At 71.6% G+C, this 14,775-nt stretch carries 12 protein-coding genes and 1 other RNA gene; 12 read left to right on the top strand and 1 reads right to left on the bottom strand.

Annotated features, from left to right (window positions below):
- The first annotated feature begins 156 nt into the window (after positions 1-156).
- The 5 genes from ftsE (at position 157) to ssrA (ending at position 4,183) form a co-directional block, all read left to right on the top strand.
- A complete protein-coding gene (gene ftsE, locus ACH4VO_RS06050) occupies positions 157-846 on the top strand; it encodes a cell division ATP-binding protein FtsE (RefSeq protein WP_014046319.1) in 690 nt (229 codons plus the stop codon).
- A gap of 102 nt (positions 847-948) precedes the next feature.
- Positions 949-1,869, top strand: a complete 921-nt coding sequence (gene ftsX / locus ACH4VO_RS06045; protein WP_360995727.1) for a permease-like cell division protein FtsX — start codon at positions 949-951, stop codon at positions 1,867-1,869.
- A 68-nt stretch (positions 1,870-1,937) separates the two neighbouring features.
- The gene (locus tag ACH4VO_RS06040; RefSeq protein WP_360995724.1) at positions 1,938-3,158 is read left to right on the top strand and encodes a S41 family peptidase; all 1,221 of its coding nucleotides are present in this window, start codon (positions 1,938-1,940) and stop codon (positions 3,156-3,158) included.
- Positions 3,159-3,176: 18 nt separating this feature from the next.
- On the top strand, positions 3,177-3,665 hold the full coding sequence (gene smpB, locus ACH4VO_RS06035) for an SsrA-binding protein SmpB (protein WP_360995721.1): 489 nt from the start codon (positions 3,177-3,179) through the stop codon (positions 3,663-3,665).
- A gap of 130 nt (positions 3,666-3,795) precedes the next feature.
- Positions 3,796-4,183: a transfer-messenger RNA gene (ssrA, locus tag ACH4VO_RS06030) on the top strand.
- Between the two features lie 155 nt (positions 4,184-4,338).
- Here ssrA and ACH4VO_RS06025 read toward each other — a convergent pair.
- Positions 4,339-5,628 (bottom strand): MFS transporter, encoded by a 1,290-nt coding sequence (locus tag ACH4VO_RS06025; protein WP_398440874.1) that lies wholly within the window; start codon positions 5,626-5,628, stop codon positions 4,339-4,341.
- Positions 5,629-5,711: 83 nt separating this feature from the next.
- On the opposite strand from ACH4VO_RS06025, the gene ACH4VO_RS06020 reads away from it, so the two are divergent.
- From ACH4VO_RS06020 to ACH4VO_RS05990, 7 genes are all read left to right on the top strand, one after another.
- The gene (locus ACH4VO_RS06020) at positions 5,712-6,707 is read left to right on the top strand and encodes a LysR family transcriptional regulator (protein WP_360995718.1); all 996 of its coding nucleotides are present in this window, start codon (positions 5,712-5,714) and stop codon (positions 6,705-6,707) included.
- A gap of 140 nt (positions 6,708-6,847) precedes the next feature.
- Positions 6,848-7,492 (top strand): hypothetical protein, encoded by a 645-nt coding sequence (locus tag ACH4VO_RS06015; protein ID WP_360995715.1) that lies wholly within the window; start codon positions 6,848-6,850, stop codon positions 7,490-7,492.
- A gap of 66 nt (positions 7,493-7,558) precedes the next feature.
- Positions 7,559-9,685, top strand: coding sequence for a glycosyltransferase (locus tag ACH4VO_RS06010; protein WP_360995713.1), 2,127 nt, complete (start codon positions 7,559-7,561; stop codon positions 9,683-9,685).
- A gap of 320 nt (positions 9,686-10,005) precedes the next feature.
- Positions 10,006-11,286, top strand: a complete 1,281-nt coding sequence (locus ACH4VO_RS06005) for an acyltransferase (RefSeq protein ID WP_398440882.1) — start codon at positions 10,006-10,008, stop codon at positions 11,284-11,286.
- Positions 11,287-11,439: 153 nt separating this feature from the next.
- Positions 11,440-12,771, top strand: a complete 1,332-nt coding sequence (locus tag ACH4VO_RS06000; RefSeq protein WP_360995711.1) for a nitrate/nitrite transporter — start codon at positions 11,440-11,442, stop codon at positions 12,769-12,771.
- Between the two features lie 129 nt (positions 12,772-12,900).
- Positions 12,901-14,046, top strand: coding sequence for a uroporphyrinogen-III synthase (locus ACH4VO_RS05995; RefSeq protein WP_360995708.1), 1,146 nt, complete (start codon positions 12,901-12,903; stop codon positions 14,044-14,046).
- A gap of 63 nt (positions 14,047-14,109) precedes the next feature.
- Positions 14,110-14,673, top strand: coding sequence for a GNAT family protein (locus ACH4VO_RS05990; RefSeq protein ID WP_360995705.1), 564 nt, complete (start codon positions 14,110-14,112; stop codon positions 14,671-14,673).
- Positions 14,674-14,775 lie beyond the last annotated feature (102 nt).

The raw sequence follows: 14,775 nt of genomic DNA, 5'->3' as shown, positions 1-14,775 counted from the left end.
ATTTCGGCGCGGCCCGCAGGCCAGGGTCCGGCACGCCCCGTTTCGTTCCCTGCCGCGTTCCGCCACAAAACCCTCATTGAGGGACGCCGACTGCACGCCTCAGCCCGGTTCGCGTATGGTCACGCACACCTACTCCCGGCCGACCGTGGTGCATCCGTGATCCGATTCGACAACGTCTCCAAGACCTACCCGAAGCAGAGCCGTCCAGCTCTCCGGGACGTCTCACTCGACATCGAGAAGGGCGAGTTCGTCTTCCTGGTGGGCTCCTCCGGCTCCGGCAAGTCCACCTTCATGAGGCTCATCCTCCGCGAGGAGCGCGCCAGCCAGGGCATGGTCCACGTGCTGGGCAAGGACCTCGCGCGCCTGTCCAACTGGAAGGTGCCGCAGATGCGCCGCCAGCTGGGCACGGTCTTCCAGGACTTCCGCCTCCTGCCCAACAAGACCGTCGCCGAGAACGTGGCCTTCGCGCAGGAGGTCATCGGCAAGCCCCGCGGCGAGATCCGCAAGGCCGTGCCGCAGGTCCTCGACCTCGTCGGCCTCGGGGGCAAGGAGGACCGCATGCCCGGCGAGCTCTCCGGTGGTGAGCAGCAACGCGTCGCCATCGCGCGGGCGTTCGTCAACCGCCCGATGCTGCTGATCGCCGACGAGCCGACGGGCAACCTCGACCCGCAGACCTCCGTGGGCATCATGAAGCTGCTGGACCGGATCAACCGGACCGGCACCACCGTGATCATGGCGACCCACGATCAGAACATCGTCGACCAGATGCGCAAGCGCGTCATCGAGCTCGAGCAGGGCCGTCTCGTCCGCGACCAGGCGCGCGGCGTCTACGGCTACCAGCACTGAGGGCTGTCCCGTACGTCCCGCCCGGGCGCGTTCCGGAACACGCCCGGCAAGGGCCTCGCCCCGTCACGCACCTGCACGAGCATCGAGTACTGAAAGGACGCCATGCGCGCCCAGTTCGTCCTGTCGGAGATCGGCGTCGGTCTCCGCCGCAACCTCACGATGACCTTCGCGGTCGTGGTCTCCGTCGCCCTCTCGCTCGCCCTGTTCGGCGGCGCCCTGCTGCTGCGCGAGCAGGTCGGCTCGATGAAGACCTACTGGTACGACAAGGTCAACGTCTCGATCTTCCTCTGCAACAAGAACGACGCCAAGGACGTGCCCAAGTGCGCCAAGGGCGCCGTCACCGCGGACCAGAAGAAGGAGATCAAGGCCGACCTCGAGAAGATGGACGCGGTCCAGAAGCCGGTCCTCTTCGAGACGGTCGACGAGGCGTACAAGCACTATCAGGAGGAGTTCGGCGACTCGCCGATGGCCGGCAGCATCACGCCGGACCAGATGCAGGAGTCGTTCCGGGTCAAGCTCAAGGACCCGCAGAAGTACAAGGTCGTCGCGACGGCCTTCGCGGGCCGTGACGGGGTGCAGTCCGTCCAGGACCAGCGGAGCATCCTGGACAACCTCTTCGAGCTGATGAACGGCATGAACGTCGCCGCGATCTTCCTGATGGGGCTGATGCTGATCATCGCGCTGATGCTCATCGTGAACACCGTGCGCGTCTCGGCGTTCAGCCGTAGACGCGAGACCGGCATCATGCGGCTGGTGGGGGCGTCCGGCTTCTACATCCAGATGCCGTTCATCATGGAGGCGGCCTTCGCCGGGCTCATCGGCGGACTGCTCGCCTGCGTGATCCTGCTCGCCGGCCGGTACTTCCTCATCGACGGCGGTCTCGCGCTCCAGGAGAAGCTCAACCTGATCGACTTCATCGGCTGGGACGCCGTGCTCACCAAGCTCCCACTGGTGCTCGCGATCGGGCTGCTGATGCCCGCTGTTGCCGCTCTCTTCGCCTTGCGCAAGTACCTCAAGGTGTGACGATCGCCCCGTGCGGCGTGCGGCCGACGAACCGTGCGCAGCAGGGGCGTTGTCCTAGACTCGGCGCCATGCCGGGCCTCACGAATCCCTTGGTGCCCCGCGGCGTCCGCCGCGGGGCGGCGCTGACACTGGTCTTCGCGAGCGTGCTCGCCGCCGGCGCGGCGACCGGGTCCCTGCCCCACGAGGACGACACGGGCACGGAGATAAAGGCCCGTTCCGTCTCCTCCACCGTGGATTCCGTGGATTCCGCGGGGTCCGGGGGTCCCGTGGACCGCCGGGAGATCGCGGCCGCGGCCGCGGCCGCGGCCGCCGCGGCCGACGGGAAGTCCGGCGCGGACGCCGCGGAGGAGGTCGTCAGCCGCAGCGGGGACCGCTGGGGCGCGGTCTACGACGAGCGGGAGTACGAGGAGTTCGAGCGGGCCCTCGACGGCTCGTACACCGGGGTCGGGGTCTCCGCGCGCCGCACCGCGGACGGAGCGGTGACCGTCAGCGGCGTCCAGTCCGGTGGTCCCGCGGACCGGGCGGGGATACGCCCGGGGGACCAGCTGCGCACGGTCGACGGCAGGCCGGTGGGCGGGCGCCCCGTCTCCGAGGTGGTCGCCCTGCTGCGCGGCGACCGGACGGAAGCCGCCGAGGGCACGTCCGTCGTCCTGGGGCTGAGGCGCGGTGGGCACTCCTGGACCGATTCCCTGCGGCGGGCCAGGCTGACCACCGAGCCGGTGAGCGTCCGGCGGCTGGGCGGTGGCCCGTCCTCCGCCGTACTGGTCAAGGTCGCCGCCTTCACCAAGGGCGCGGGCACCGCGGTACGCGACGCCGTGGAGGCGGCCCCCGAGCAGGCGGGCATCCTCCTGGACCTCCGGGCCAACTCCGGCGGCCTGGTCACCGAGGCCGTCACCGCCTCCTCGGCCTTCCTGGACGGCGGCCTGGTCGCCACGTACGACGTGCACGGCGAGGAGCAGGCCCTGTACGCCGAGGCCGGAGGGGACACCGAGCGGCCCGTGGTCGTCCTGGTGGACGGTGGCACGATGAGCGCCGCCGAGCTGCTCACCGGCGCCCTGCAGGACCGGGGGAGGGCCGTGACCGTCGGCTCGCGCACCTTCGGCAAGGGGGCCGTGCAGATGCCCAGCGAGCTACCGGACGGCTCGGTGGCCGAGCTGACCGTCGGGCAGTACCGCACCCCGGCGGGCCGGAGCGTCGAGGGGCACGGCATCACACCGGACGTCGGGGCGGGCCGGGAGGCCCAGAAGCGGGCCGAGACGGTATTGAGTGGCCTCGGGGGTGGGTCGTAGTGCGAAAATGACCGCACTATGGCCAAGGAAAAAGACACCGGGCGCAAGATGATCGCGCAGAACAAGAAGGCGCGGCACGACTACCACATCCTCGACACCTACGAGTGCGGCCTCGTGCTCATGGGCACGGAGGTCAAGTCGCTGCGGATGGGCAGGGCCTCGCTGGTCGACGGCTTCGTCCAGATCGACGACGGTGAGGCGTGGCTGCACAACATCCACGTCCCCGAGTACGTGCAGGGGACCTGGACCAACCATGCGGCCAAGCGCAAGCGCAAGCTGCTGCTGCACCGGGCCGAGATCGACAAGCTGGCCTCCAAGTCGCAGGAGAGCGGCCACACGATCGTGCCGCTGGCCCTGTACTTCAGGGAGGGCCGGGTCAAGGTCGAGATCGCGCTCGCCAAGGGCAAGAAGGAGTACGACAAGCGGCAGACGCTGCGCGAGAAGCAGGACACGCGGGAGACGAACCGCGCGATCTCGGCCGCCCGCCGGCGCCAGCGCAGCGCGTGATCGGGGTCCGCTCGGCGCGTGGCCGGGGCCCTGGTCGCGGGACCGCCGGAATACAGTGGCATCCGTGCGCGTTGGTCACGTACGATGGGCCGTGCGCCTCGCAGAAGGTGCACGTTTGAAAAATCAACATGGGGATGATCGGTTTCGACAGCGGATGTCGAAGCAGGGGAAGCGAGTCGAGGAAGCGGCAATGATCTCGTAAACCATATGTCGCAACCAATAATCGCCAATTCCAAGCGCGATTCCTCCGCCTTCGCCCTCGCTGCCTAATTAGCAGCTAAGCGAAGACTCTGCGGAGTGTCAGCCCGGGGGTGATCCCGACCCGGATCCTGGCATCATTCAGGGATCTAAACTTCTGAGCCCGGTCACGGGGCCCAGAAGGAAATCAAACAGTGACTGGGCCTGTCGGAGGCTTGTTCGCGTGACCTCCGGGGCCGAGAAAAGCGCAGCGGACTGCACTCGGAGAAGCCCTGGTTCTGCACCGTTGGACGCGGGTTCGATTCCCGCCATCTCCACCACCCCATGTAAGCCTCCGCCCCGCGAGTTCACTCGCGGGGCGAAGGCTTTTTCACGTCCCGGCGCTCTTCAGGGGGCGGCCACCGGCGCGGGTGCCTCCGCGTATCCGTGGGGGGCCGCCGCCGGGTCGAACGCGGCCAGGAAGGTGCGAGGGGGCTCATACACCGTCCTTCTCGCCCGGTGCGGGCCGGCGCCGTGCCGCGAACGGCACCGCCGCGATGACCAGGGCCAGGGCCGCCGCGCACAGCGGTGCCGCGTAACCCGTGACCGTACCCGCGTGTTCCACCAGCCAGCCCCCCGTCGCCGAGCCTGCCGCTATGCCGCCCAGGAGCGCGGTGACGGCGAGTGTCATGCCCTCGTTGAGCTGTGCCTGCGGGGTGAGCCGCTGGACCAGCGTCATGCCGGTGACCATGGTGGGCGCCGTGGCCGCGCCCGCCAGCAGGAGGCAGCCCGCCAGTACCGGCAGGGAGCCGGTGGTGGAGGTGGCGACCAGGGGCAGGGACATCAGCGCGGTCATGCCCACGAGGCAGAGCACCAGCCTGCGTTCGACGCTCGCGGCGGGGCGCAGCGACCCGTAGAGCAGTCCGGCCACGCAGGAGCCGCCCGCCTGGAGGGCGAGGATCGCGCCCCCGGCGTGGGCGATCGAGACCACCTCCATGGCGCCGAAGACGGCGCCCGTGGCGAGGAAGACGGTCAGCAGGGCGGGCATGCCGCGCGCCCGCAGCGGGGAGCCGGCGCGGGTGTCGCGGGGGGCCACCGGGGGTTCGGTCGCCCGCTGGGCGGCGAAGACCAGGACGCCCGTCATCAGGAGGAACGCACCGGTGAGGGTGCCGGCTTCGGGGAAGAGCGCCCCGCACAGAGAGGCGGCCAGCACGGGACCGAGCATGAAGCACAGCTCGTCGACGGCCTGTTCGAAGGAGTTCGCGGTGTGCAGGGTGGCCGGATCGCCCTGGTGCAGGTGTGCCCAGCGGGCCCGTGACATCCCGCCGGTGTTGGGCGTGGTGGCCGTGGCCGCGTAGGAGGCGAAGAGGGTCCAGACCGGGGCGTCGTAGTACACGCAGAGCACGAGGGCGAGCGAGCCGAGCGCGGCGACGGCTGTGGCGGGCACGGCGATCCGGGCCTGGCCGTACCGGTCGACGAGCCGGGCCGTCCAGGGGGCGACCACGGCGGTCGCGGCCAGCCCGGTCGCGGTGACCGCTCCCGCCAGGGCGTACGACCCGTGTGCCCCGGCGATCATGATGACGGCGCTGACGCTGAACATCCCCATGGGGAGCCGGGCGAGGAGGTTGCCCGCGGTGAAGGCGCGCGCGCCGGGTGTGGCGAGCAGCCGGCGGTACGGGTTGCCGGGTGCGGGTGCGGGTGCGGGAAGGGGTGCGGGTGCGGGCGTGGACGAGGGAGGTGCGGGCTCGTGCGGCGGAGGCGGGGTGGCGAGAGTTTCGTCGGGCACGCGTCAACTCTCACGGCGCCGGGTCCGGACCGTCCAACACCTGCTCCGCACCGATTCACGCATTCCTGTTGTAAATTTCCGGGATGGCACCCTCCGACATCGACCCCCGGCTCCTGCGCGCCTTCCTCGCCGTGGCCGAGGAACTGCACTTCACCCGCGCCGCCGCCCGGCTCTACCTCGCGCAGCAGGCGCTGAGCCGGGACATTCGCCGGCTGGAGCGCGAGCTGGGCAGGGAACTGTTCGTACGTACCACCCGCCAGGTGTCCCTCACGCCGGACGGGGAGAGGCTCCTCCCGTACGCGCGGCGGGTGCTCGACGCGCAGGGCCACCTCGCCGCCGCCTTCGCCGACCCGGCCGCCCGCCCGTTGCTCGTCGACCTCAACACCGACGGGATGACGGCGGCCAGGGTGCTGGCCAGGGCGCGTGAACTCGCGCCCGAGTGCGAGCTCATGGCCCGCTTCGAGAGCGGCCTGACCTACGCGGCCGGCGAGGTGCTCGCCGGCCGCCTCGACGTCTCCTTCGGGAGGGCCGCCGGGCTCGAACCGGGCGTGCTCGCCCGGCTCCGCGTACAGCCGGTGCGGTACGAGCCGATGGCGATCATGCTGCCGCGCGATCACCCCCTCGCCGCCCGCCCGGTCGTCGCCCTGGACGAACTGTCCGGCGAGACCGTCTACGCGGGGGCGGGTAACACGCGCACCCTGGAGTGGACGGACCTGGCCTCCCGGCTGTTCGCAGAGTGGGACATCGTGCTCGCTCCCCCTGCTCCGCTCGCCGTGGGAGTGGCCGAATTCCAGAGGGTGATGGCGAAGTCGGGGAATCCGGTACTGGCCGTCGTGGACTTCCCGCCGCTGCCCGGCACAGTGGTCCGTCCCCTGGTGCGCCCGGTGCCCCTGTCGCCCCTGATGATGGTGTGGCGCGCCGGACCGGACCATCCCGGGCTGGGTGCCCTGCGGGCCGCCGCGGCCGAACTGGCTGCCGCGGAGGGATGGATGGTGAGGCCACCTGAATCCTGGCTGCCCGAAACCGACGCATCACTCATGCGTCACCGTTTCTTCACAACCGCTGAGACGCGGTCCTGAATGTGGCGGTCGTGCGCTACATTCGGAGCCCCGGTGCACGGTGGTACGTGGCGCGAGGGCAGGGTGGGGGCCCGTCCGACGGCAAGAAACCAGTCATTTCCGCGCGCCTGTTTCACTGAGTGGGGGAAGAGCGAACACCCGTGGAAAATTGGCGCGAAAGTACCCGTACCGGGCATACCCACGAGCCGCACGAGGTCACGATCCAACTGGGCGGACTCGGCCGGCACCTCTCCGAACTGCCCGCTGAACCACGCGTCCCCGACCTTGCCGACGGGCCCGTCTTCGTCGACGAGAGCGGACGCCGCAGCAAGACGTACCGGCGGCTGGGCTGGCTGCTCGCCGGGATCTGCGCCGCCTACGCCGTGACCCTGGTGGTCGCCGTGCTCGGCGGGAACTCCTCGGCCCCGTTGCTTCCGCTCTCCGGGCAGGAGGAGCAGAAGGTGGGCGACGTCGGGGTACGGCCCGTCCCCACCGGGAGCGCGGCGGAGGCGGTCCCGGGCGCCGGCCCCGACGCCTCCCCCTCAGCCCCCACGGATCTCCCGTCCGCCGCTTCCTCCGCCTTCCTCCCGGCCGGCCGCGGCGCGCCCGCCTCGGCCCCCAGGACCAGTGCTCCGCCCAGGACGCAGGACGCCCCCGCGGCGCCCGTCCCCGAGACCCCGGCCCCCGCCCCGTCCTCCGGCAGTCCCACGCCGTCGGCCGGCCCCGCGAGCCCTGTCGAGGAGAGCCGGCCGGCGCTCCCGGACCCCGCTGCCCCACCGGTGCAACCAGGAGAAGGCGCCCAGTAGATGACACCCCCCGCCCCGCGGGTCGGGCAACACCGGAAGAAGCGGGCACCTCGGCGCAGACTCCCCATGCGCTACCTGCTCCCGTCGCTCCTCCTTGTCGCCCTGCTCGCCATGCTGATGCTGCGCGGGTACGTGCACAGCGAGATCCTCGCCGACCACCGTGTGCAGCCTCCCGCTCCGACCACCCAGGTGCCCTCCGAGGTGCTCGACGGCGGGCCGGTCATCGACGCCCGTACACCGGGCAAGGCCGCTGAGACGCTCCGGATACCCGACCACAGGATCGTCCTGACCTTCGACGACGGTCCGGACCCGGTCTGGACCCCCCGCGTCCTGGACGAGCTCAAGGAACACCACGCGCACGGCGTGTTCTTCGTGACCGGCACCATGGCCTCCCGCTACCCGGGCCTCGTGCGGCGCATGGTCGACGAGGGCCACGAGGTCGGGCTGCACACCTTCAACCACCCCGACCTCTCCTTCCAGTCGGCCCGCCGCATCGACTGGGAGCTCTCCCAGAACCAGTTGGCGCTGGCCGGGGCGGCGGGCATCCGGACCTCCCTGTTCCGGCCGCCCTACTCCTCGTTCTCCGACGCCATGGACAACAAGTCCTGGCCGGTCACGCAGTACATCGGCAGCCGCGGTTACCTCACCGTCGTGAACGACACCGACAGCGAGGACTGGAAGCGCCCAGGTGTCCGGGCGATCATCGAACAGGCCACGCCCGAGCACGGCGAGGGCGCCGTCATCCTGATGCACGACTCCGGCGGCGACCGCTCGCAGACCGTGGCCGCCCTGGGGACGTTCCTGCCGCAGATGCAGGAGCGCGGCTACGAGTTCACCAACCTCACCGCGGCTCTCGGCGCCTCCAGCGCCCACACCCCGGTCAGCGGCTTCGCGCTCTGGAAGGGCAAGGCGTTCGTCTACGGTGTCGGCATCTCCGAGCACGTCACCGGCGTGCTCGTGGTCGGGCTCGCGGTCATCGGGGTCCTCGTCATGGTCCGCTTCGGCCTGATGCTGCTGCTGTCCTTCCTGCACGCCAGGAAGGTGCGCCGCAGGAACTTCCGCTGGGGCGAACCGTTCACCCGACCGGTGTCCGTCCTGGTGCCCGCGTACAACGAGCGCGAGTGCATCGCGTCCACCGTGCGCTCGCTCGTGGCCAGCGACTACCCGATCGAGGTCATCGTCATCGACGACGGCTCGACGGACGGCACGGCCGACATCGTCGAGTCGATGTGGATACCGAACGTCCGCGTCGTCCGGCAGGCCAACGCGGGCAAGCCCGCAGCCCTCAACAACGGTATAGCGCACGCCCGTCACGACATCGTCGTGATGATGGACGGCGACACGGTCTTCGAGCCCTCCACCGTGCGCGAGCTCGTCCAGCCGTTCGCCGACCCCCGGGTCGGGGCGGTCGCCGGCAACGCGAAGGTGGGCAACCGCGACTCGCTGATCGGTGCCTGGCAGCACATCGAGTACGTGATGGGCTTCAACCTCGACCGCCGGATGTACGACCTGCTGGGCTGCATGCCCACCATCCCCGGTGCGGTCGGTGCCTTCCGCCGGGACGCCCTGGACCGGATCGGCGGCATGAGCGAGGACACCCTCGCCGAGGACACCGACGTCACCATGGCCCTGCACCGCGACGGCTGGCAGGTCGTCTACGCCGAGAACGCCCGCGCCTGGACCGAGGCGCCGGAGTCCGTGCAGCAGCTGTGGTCCCAGCGCTACCGGTGGTCGTACGGCACGATGCAGGCCATCTGGAAGCACCGCGGGGCGGTCTTCGAGCGGGGGCCCTCGGGCCGTTTCGGGCGCGTCGGCCTGCCGTTCGTCTCCCTGTTCATGGTGGTGGCGCCACTGCTGGCCCCCCTCATCGACGTCTTCCTGCTGTACGGGCTGGTCTTCGGCCCGACGGGGAAGACGGTCGCCGCCTGGTTCGGCGTCCTGCTGGTGCAGGCCGTCTGCGCCGCCTACGCGTTCCGGCTCGACAAGGAACGCATGACCCACCTGATATCCCTGCCGCTCCAGCAGGTCCTCTACCGGCAGCTCATGTACGTCGTACTGCTCCAGTCCTGGATCACCGCCCTCACCGGCGGCCGTCTGCGCTGGCAGAAGCTACGCCGTACGGGAGTGGTCGAGGCACCCGGCGGTACACAGAACCGCAAGATCGCGGAGAGGCACCGGAGGCCGGTCGCATGACCCACCCGAACGAACCCTGGCAGGACGGCCACGGTGGCGCCCGGCCGGGGGAGGCCGGCACCCGGGCACCGGACGACGGCAGCCCGTCGGCGCCACCCGGCGATCACCCGGCGGCCCGCGTCCCGTACCCGCCGAGCGGCGGGCACCCGGACCATGACGGGTCCCACCCGGCGAGCGGCGGTGCCTCCCGGACGAGTGGCGGCCCGTACCCGCGGCCGGGCAGCGCGTACCCGCCCAGCGGCACCCGCTACCCGCAGTCCGGCGCCCCGTACCCGCAGACCAGCACCCCGTACGGCGGCGCCCGCCCGGCGCAGGGCGCCGTGCAGCCGGGAACCGGCCCCGTCCCGGCGCTGCCCGGCGCCTTCCCGGGGCGGACCCGTACCGCCCTGCAGCCCCCCGCCCCGGCCGCGTACCCGGCCGAGGGCGCCCCGGCCTCACCGGCGCCCGCCGGCCCCCTCGCGGCGCCCGCCCCCGCGAAACCGGGACGCGACCGCTACCTGGACCTGCTCCGGGCCGTCGCTCTCGTCCGCGTCGTCTGCTTCCACCTGTTCGGCTGGGCCTGGCTGACGGTGCTCTTTCCGTCCATGGGCGTGATGTTCGCGCTGGCCGGCTCCCTGATGGCCCGCTCGCTGGCCCGTCCCGCGGCGAGCGTCATCCGCGGCCGGCTGCGCAGGCTGCTTCCCCCGCTGTGGGCGTTCTCCCTCCTCGCCGTACCGGTGATGTTCGCGCTCAGCTGGAAGCCCGTCCGCGACGAGGGCCTGTGGTGGTTCGTCAAGATCGGCTACTACCTCCTCCCGGTCGGCACCCCTCCCTACCCCGAGGAGAGCGGCTCGGCGGGCGGCTGGCTCGAGGTGTCCTGGGCGGACCAGGCGGCGGGACCGCTCTGGTACATCCGTGCCTACCTCTGGTTCGTGCTCGCCTCGCCCCTCCTGCTCAAGGCCTTCCGCAGACTGCCGTGGGTCACCCTGCTGGCCCCGGTCGTCCTTACGGCGGTCATCGGCACCGAGCTCGTCACGGTCCCCGGCGAGGGCGGCGAGGTGCTGATCGACTTCGCCGTCTTCGGGTCCTGCTGGATCCTCGGCTTCGCCCACAACGACGGGCTGCTCAAGGAGATCCCCCGCTACCTGGCGGTGTCCTGCGCCGCGATCGTCATGGGCTTCGGCCTCTGGTGGGCGTCCGGCCACCTCACCGAGGAGGGCTGGAACCTCGACGAGATCCCGCTCGCCCAGGCCACCTGGTCCCTCGGTTTCTGCGCGATCCTGCTCCTGTACGCCCCCTCCTGGAAGCAGCTCCCCGGGAAGCTCGCCGGCTGGGACAGCCTGGTCACCCTCGCCAACAACCGGGCCGTGACGATCTACCTCTGGCACAACATCCTGCTGATGGCGGCCGCGCAGATCCTCGACCAGTCCTGGAACATCCCGTGGTTCGGCGACACGTTCGGCCCGTACATCGAGAGGGCGTACGACGGCCTCGTCCTCGTCCTGATCTGGCCGCTGCTCGGTGTCGCGGTCCTGGCCTTCGGCTGGGTCGAGGACGTGGGCGCCAAGCGCCGGCCGCGCCTGTGGCCCAACGGGGCGGTCAAGGTCCCCGACAGGCGCTGAGCCCTCCGGGAGGGGTGCGGCGGGCAGGGCTCACCGCGCCCCCGCCGGCCGAGTGAGAGCAAGGTTGCGCACCGGTCACCTCGCGGCACCGCGCCGAAACGCGGACTCCCTAGCGTCGGGATCACAACACCCCGACCCCTGTGGAGGCGCGTGATGGCCGGTCGTTGGATCGAGCAGTGGGAGCCGGAGGACGAGACCTTCTGGCGTGAGACGGGCGAGCGGGTCGCCCGGCGGAACCTGTGGTTCTCGGTGCTCTCGGAGCACATCGGCTTCTCCGTGTGGTCCCTGTGGTCCGTCATGGTCCTGTTCATGGGACCGGAGTACGGCATCGACCCGGCCGGGAAGTTCTTCCTGATCTCCACGGCCACGCTGGTAGGGGCCGTCGTCCGGGTGCCCTACACCTTCGCCGTAGCCCTGTTCGGCGGGCGCAACTGGACGATCTTCAGCGCGCTGTCGCTGCTGGTGCCGACCGTCGCCGCCTTCGTGGTCATGGAGCCCGGGACCTCGTACACGACCTTCCTCGTCGTCGCCGGGCTCACCGGCATCGGCGGCGGCAACTTCGCCTCCTCGATGACGAACATCAACGCCTTCTTCCCGCTCCGCGAGAAGGGCTGGGCGCTCGGCCTCAACGCGGGCGGCGGCAACATCGGCGTACCGGTCGTGCAGCTCGTCGGCCTGCTGGTGATCGGCACGGCGGGCGCGGCGCATCCGCGGATCGTGCTCGGCGTGTACGTGCCCCTCATCGTCGTCGCCGCGGTCTGCGCCGCCTTCCGCATGGACAACCTCAGGCCCGTGCGGAACGACACGGGGGCCGCTCTCCAGGCCGTACGCGATCCGCACACCTGGATCATGTCGGTGCTCTACACCGGCACCTTCGGCTCGTTCATCGGATACAGCTTCGCCTTCGGCCTGGTCCTGCAGACCCAGTTCGGCCGGACCCCGCTGCAGGCCGCCTCGCTGACCTTCGTCGGCCCGCTGCTCGGCTCCCTGATCCGCCCCCTGGGCGGCCGGCTGGCCGACCGGTACGGCGGCGCCCGCATCACCCTGTGGACCTTCGCGGCGATGGCGGCGGCGACCGGTGTCGTCGTCCACGCCTCCGGCACCGAGTCGCTGGCCCTCTTCCTCGTCGGCTTCATCGCGCTGTTCGTGCTCACGGGACTGGGCAACGGCTCGACGTTCAAGATGATCCCGGGCATCTTCCACGCCCAGGGGGTCGCCAAGGGACTGCGGGGCGAGGAGGCGGCTGCCTACGGCCGGCGCCTCTCCGGTGCGGCCATGGGGCTCATCGGCGCCGTCGGGGCGCTGGGCGGCCTCGCGATCAACCTCGCGTTCCGGCAGTCCTTCGCGACCTCGGGCGCCGGCACGGCCGCCTTCTGGGCCTTCCTCGCCCTCTACGCCGTCTGCTTCGCCCTCACCTGGGCGGTATACCTTCGGCGCACCGCGGAGGTGCCCGCGAAGCCCCAGCTCAGCTACGCCGAGGTGTGAGGATGGCCAGAGGGCGTCAGGTGACGTAACGGGCGGGAAACGCAAGCGAACCGAGCCTGTCACGCAGGGTTGGCAGGCTCGGTCCTCCGCACCATCGAGCACAGCGGGACGAGAGCCGGGTATCACGCCATGCACGACGACGACGCACAGCACGGGCCCCTCGCGGGCTTCACGGTCGGGGTGACCGCCGCCCGTCGCGCCGAGGAGCTCGGGACGCTCCTCACGCGCAGGGGCGCCGCCGTCCTGCACGCGCCCGCGCTGCGGATCGTGCCCCTCGCGGACGACAGCGAACTCCTGGCCGCCACCCAGGAACTGATCGGCGACGCACCCGATGTCGTCGTCGCCACCACCGCCATCGGCTTCCGGGGCTGGGTGGAGGCCGCGGACGGCTGGGGCGTCGGCGAGGCGCTCCTGGACCTGCTGCGCGGCGTCGAACTGCTCGCCCGGGGCCCCAAGGTCAAGGGCGCCATCCGGGCCGCCGGCCTCACCGAGGCGTGGTCGCCCGCCTCCGAATCGATGGCCGAAGTGCTGGACCGGCTGCTGGACGAGGGAGTCTCGGGCCGCCGGGTCGCCCTCCAGCTGCACGGCGAGCCCCTGCCCGGCTTCGTGGAGGCGCTCCGTGCGGCGGGCGCCGAGGTCGTCGGCGTACCCGTCTACCGGTGGATGGCCCCGGAGGACATCGCCCCCCTCGACCGCATGCTGGACGTCACCGTCGCCCGCGGCCTCGACGCCCTCACCTTCACCAGCGCCCCCGCCGCCGCGTCCTACCTGAACCGGGCCGAGGCCCGGGGCATGCTCTCCGACGTGCTGTCCGCCCTGGGCCATGACGTCCTCGCGGCATGTGTGGGTCCGGTCACCGCCCTGCCGCTGCAGGCGCGGGGCATCGACACCGTCCAGCCGGAACGCTTCCGCCTCGGCCCGCTCGTCCAGCTGCTCTGCGCCCGGCTGCCCGCCCGGGCCCGCACGCTGCCGGTCGCCGGACACCGGGTCGAGATCAGGGGCCACGCCGTCCTCGTCGACGGTGCGCTGCGCCCGGTACCGCCCGCCGGCATGGCCCTGCTGCACACGCTCGCCCGCCGGCCGGGCTGGGTCGTCTCCCGCGCCGACCTGCTGCGGGCGCTGCCGGGCAGCGGGACGGACGAGCACGCGGTGGAGACGGCGATGGCCCGGCTGCGCTCGTCGCTCGGGGCGCCGCGGCTGATCCAGACCGTCGTCAAGCGCGGCTACCGGCTGGCGCTGGACCCCTCGGCCGACACCAAGTACGCGGGCGCCTGAGGCGCGTACGCCGGCTCCTGGGCCCGTACGCCGCTCGCCGTCCGGGCCGGTTACCGTGCGGGGATGACCGACGACATCCACCTCCTGGCCGCCGGCGTCCGGCTGAGGCCCGCGGTGCTCGGCGACGCCGCGTCCTTTGCCGAGGCGCTGACCCGCAGCCGTGCCTACATGCGCCGTTGGGAGCCCGTGCGGCCCGAGGCCTTCTACACTCCCGAGGGCCAGGCGCAGCGCCTGTCCGGACTGCTCGCGGACCGGGACGCGGGGCGCGCGATGCCCTGGGTACTGGCCGACGAGGAGGACCGGGTCGTGGGCGCGATGACGCTCGCGTCCATCGAGCGCGGGCCGTTCCGCAACGCCCGGCTCGGCTACTGGGTCGATGTCGGCCTGGCGGGGCGGGGCCTGGCGACGGCAGCCGTCGGCCGGGTCTGCGAGGTGGCGCGCGAGACCCTCGGGCTGCACCGGATCGAGGCGGGCACGGTGGTCGACAACGCCGCCTCGCAGCGGGTGCTGGCCAAGTCGGGCTTCGAGCTCATCGGGACGGCGCCGCGCTACCTGCACATCAACGGCGCGTGGGCGGACCACCGCTTGTTCCAGAGGATCCTGCACGACGGCCCGCCGCAGCGCTGAACGGCGGCGGCCGTCGTGCGGGGACCGCGCCGCTGCCAAGGGCTGTCCCGCGATTCCCGGTGGGCACGCGACGACAGCTACGGCGCCTTGCCGTGCTGTCGG

Source organism: Streptomyces sp. NPDC020780, assembly GCF_044334475.1.
Taxonomy (GTDB): Bacteria; Actinomycetota; Actinomycetes; order Streptomycetales; family Streptomycetaceae; genus Streptomyces.
Note: the sequence above shows the minus strand (reverse complement) of the source record. Positions and strands in the feature narration are given on the sequence as shown.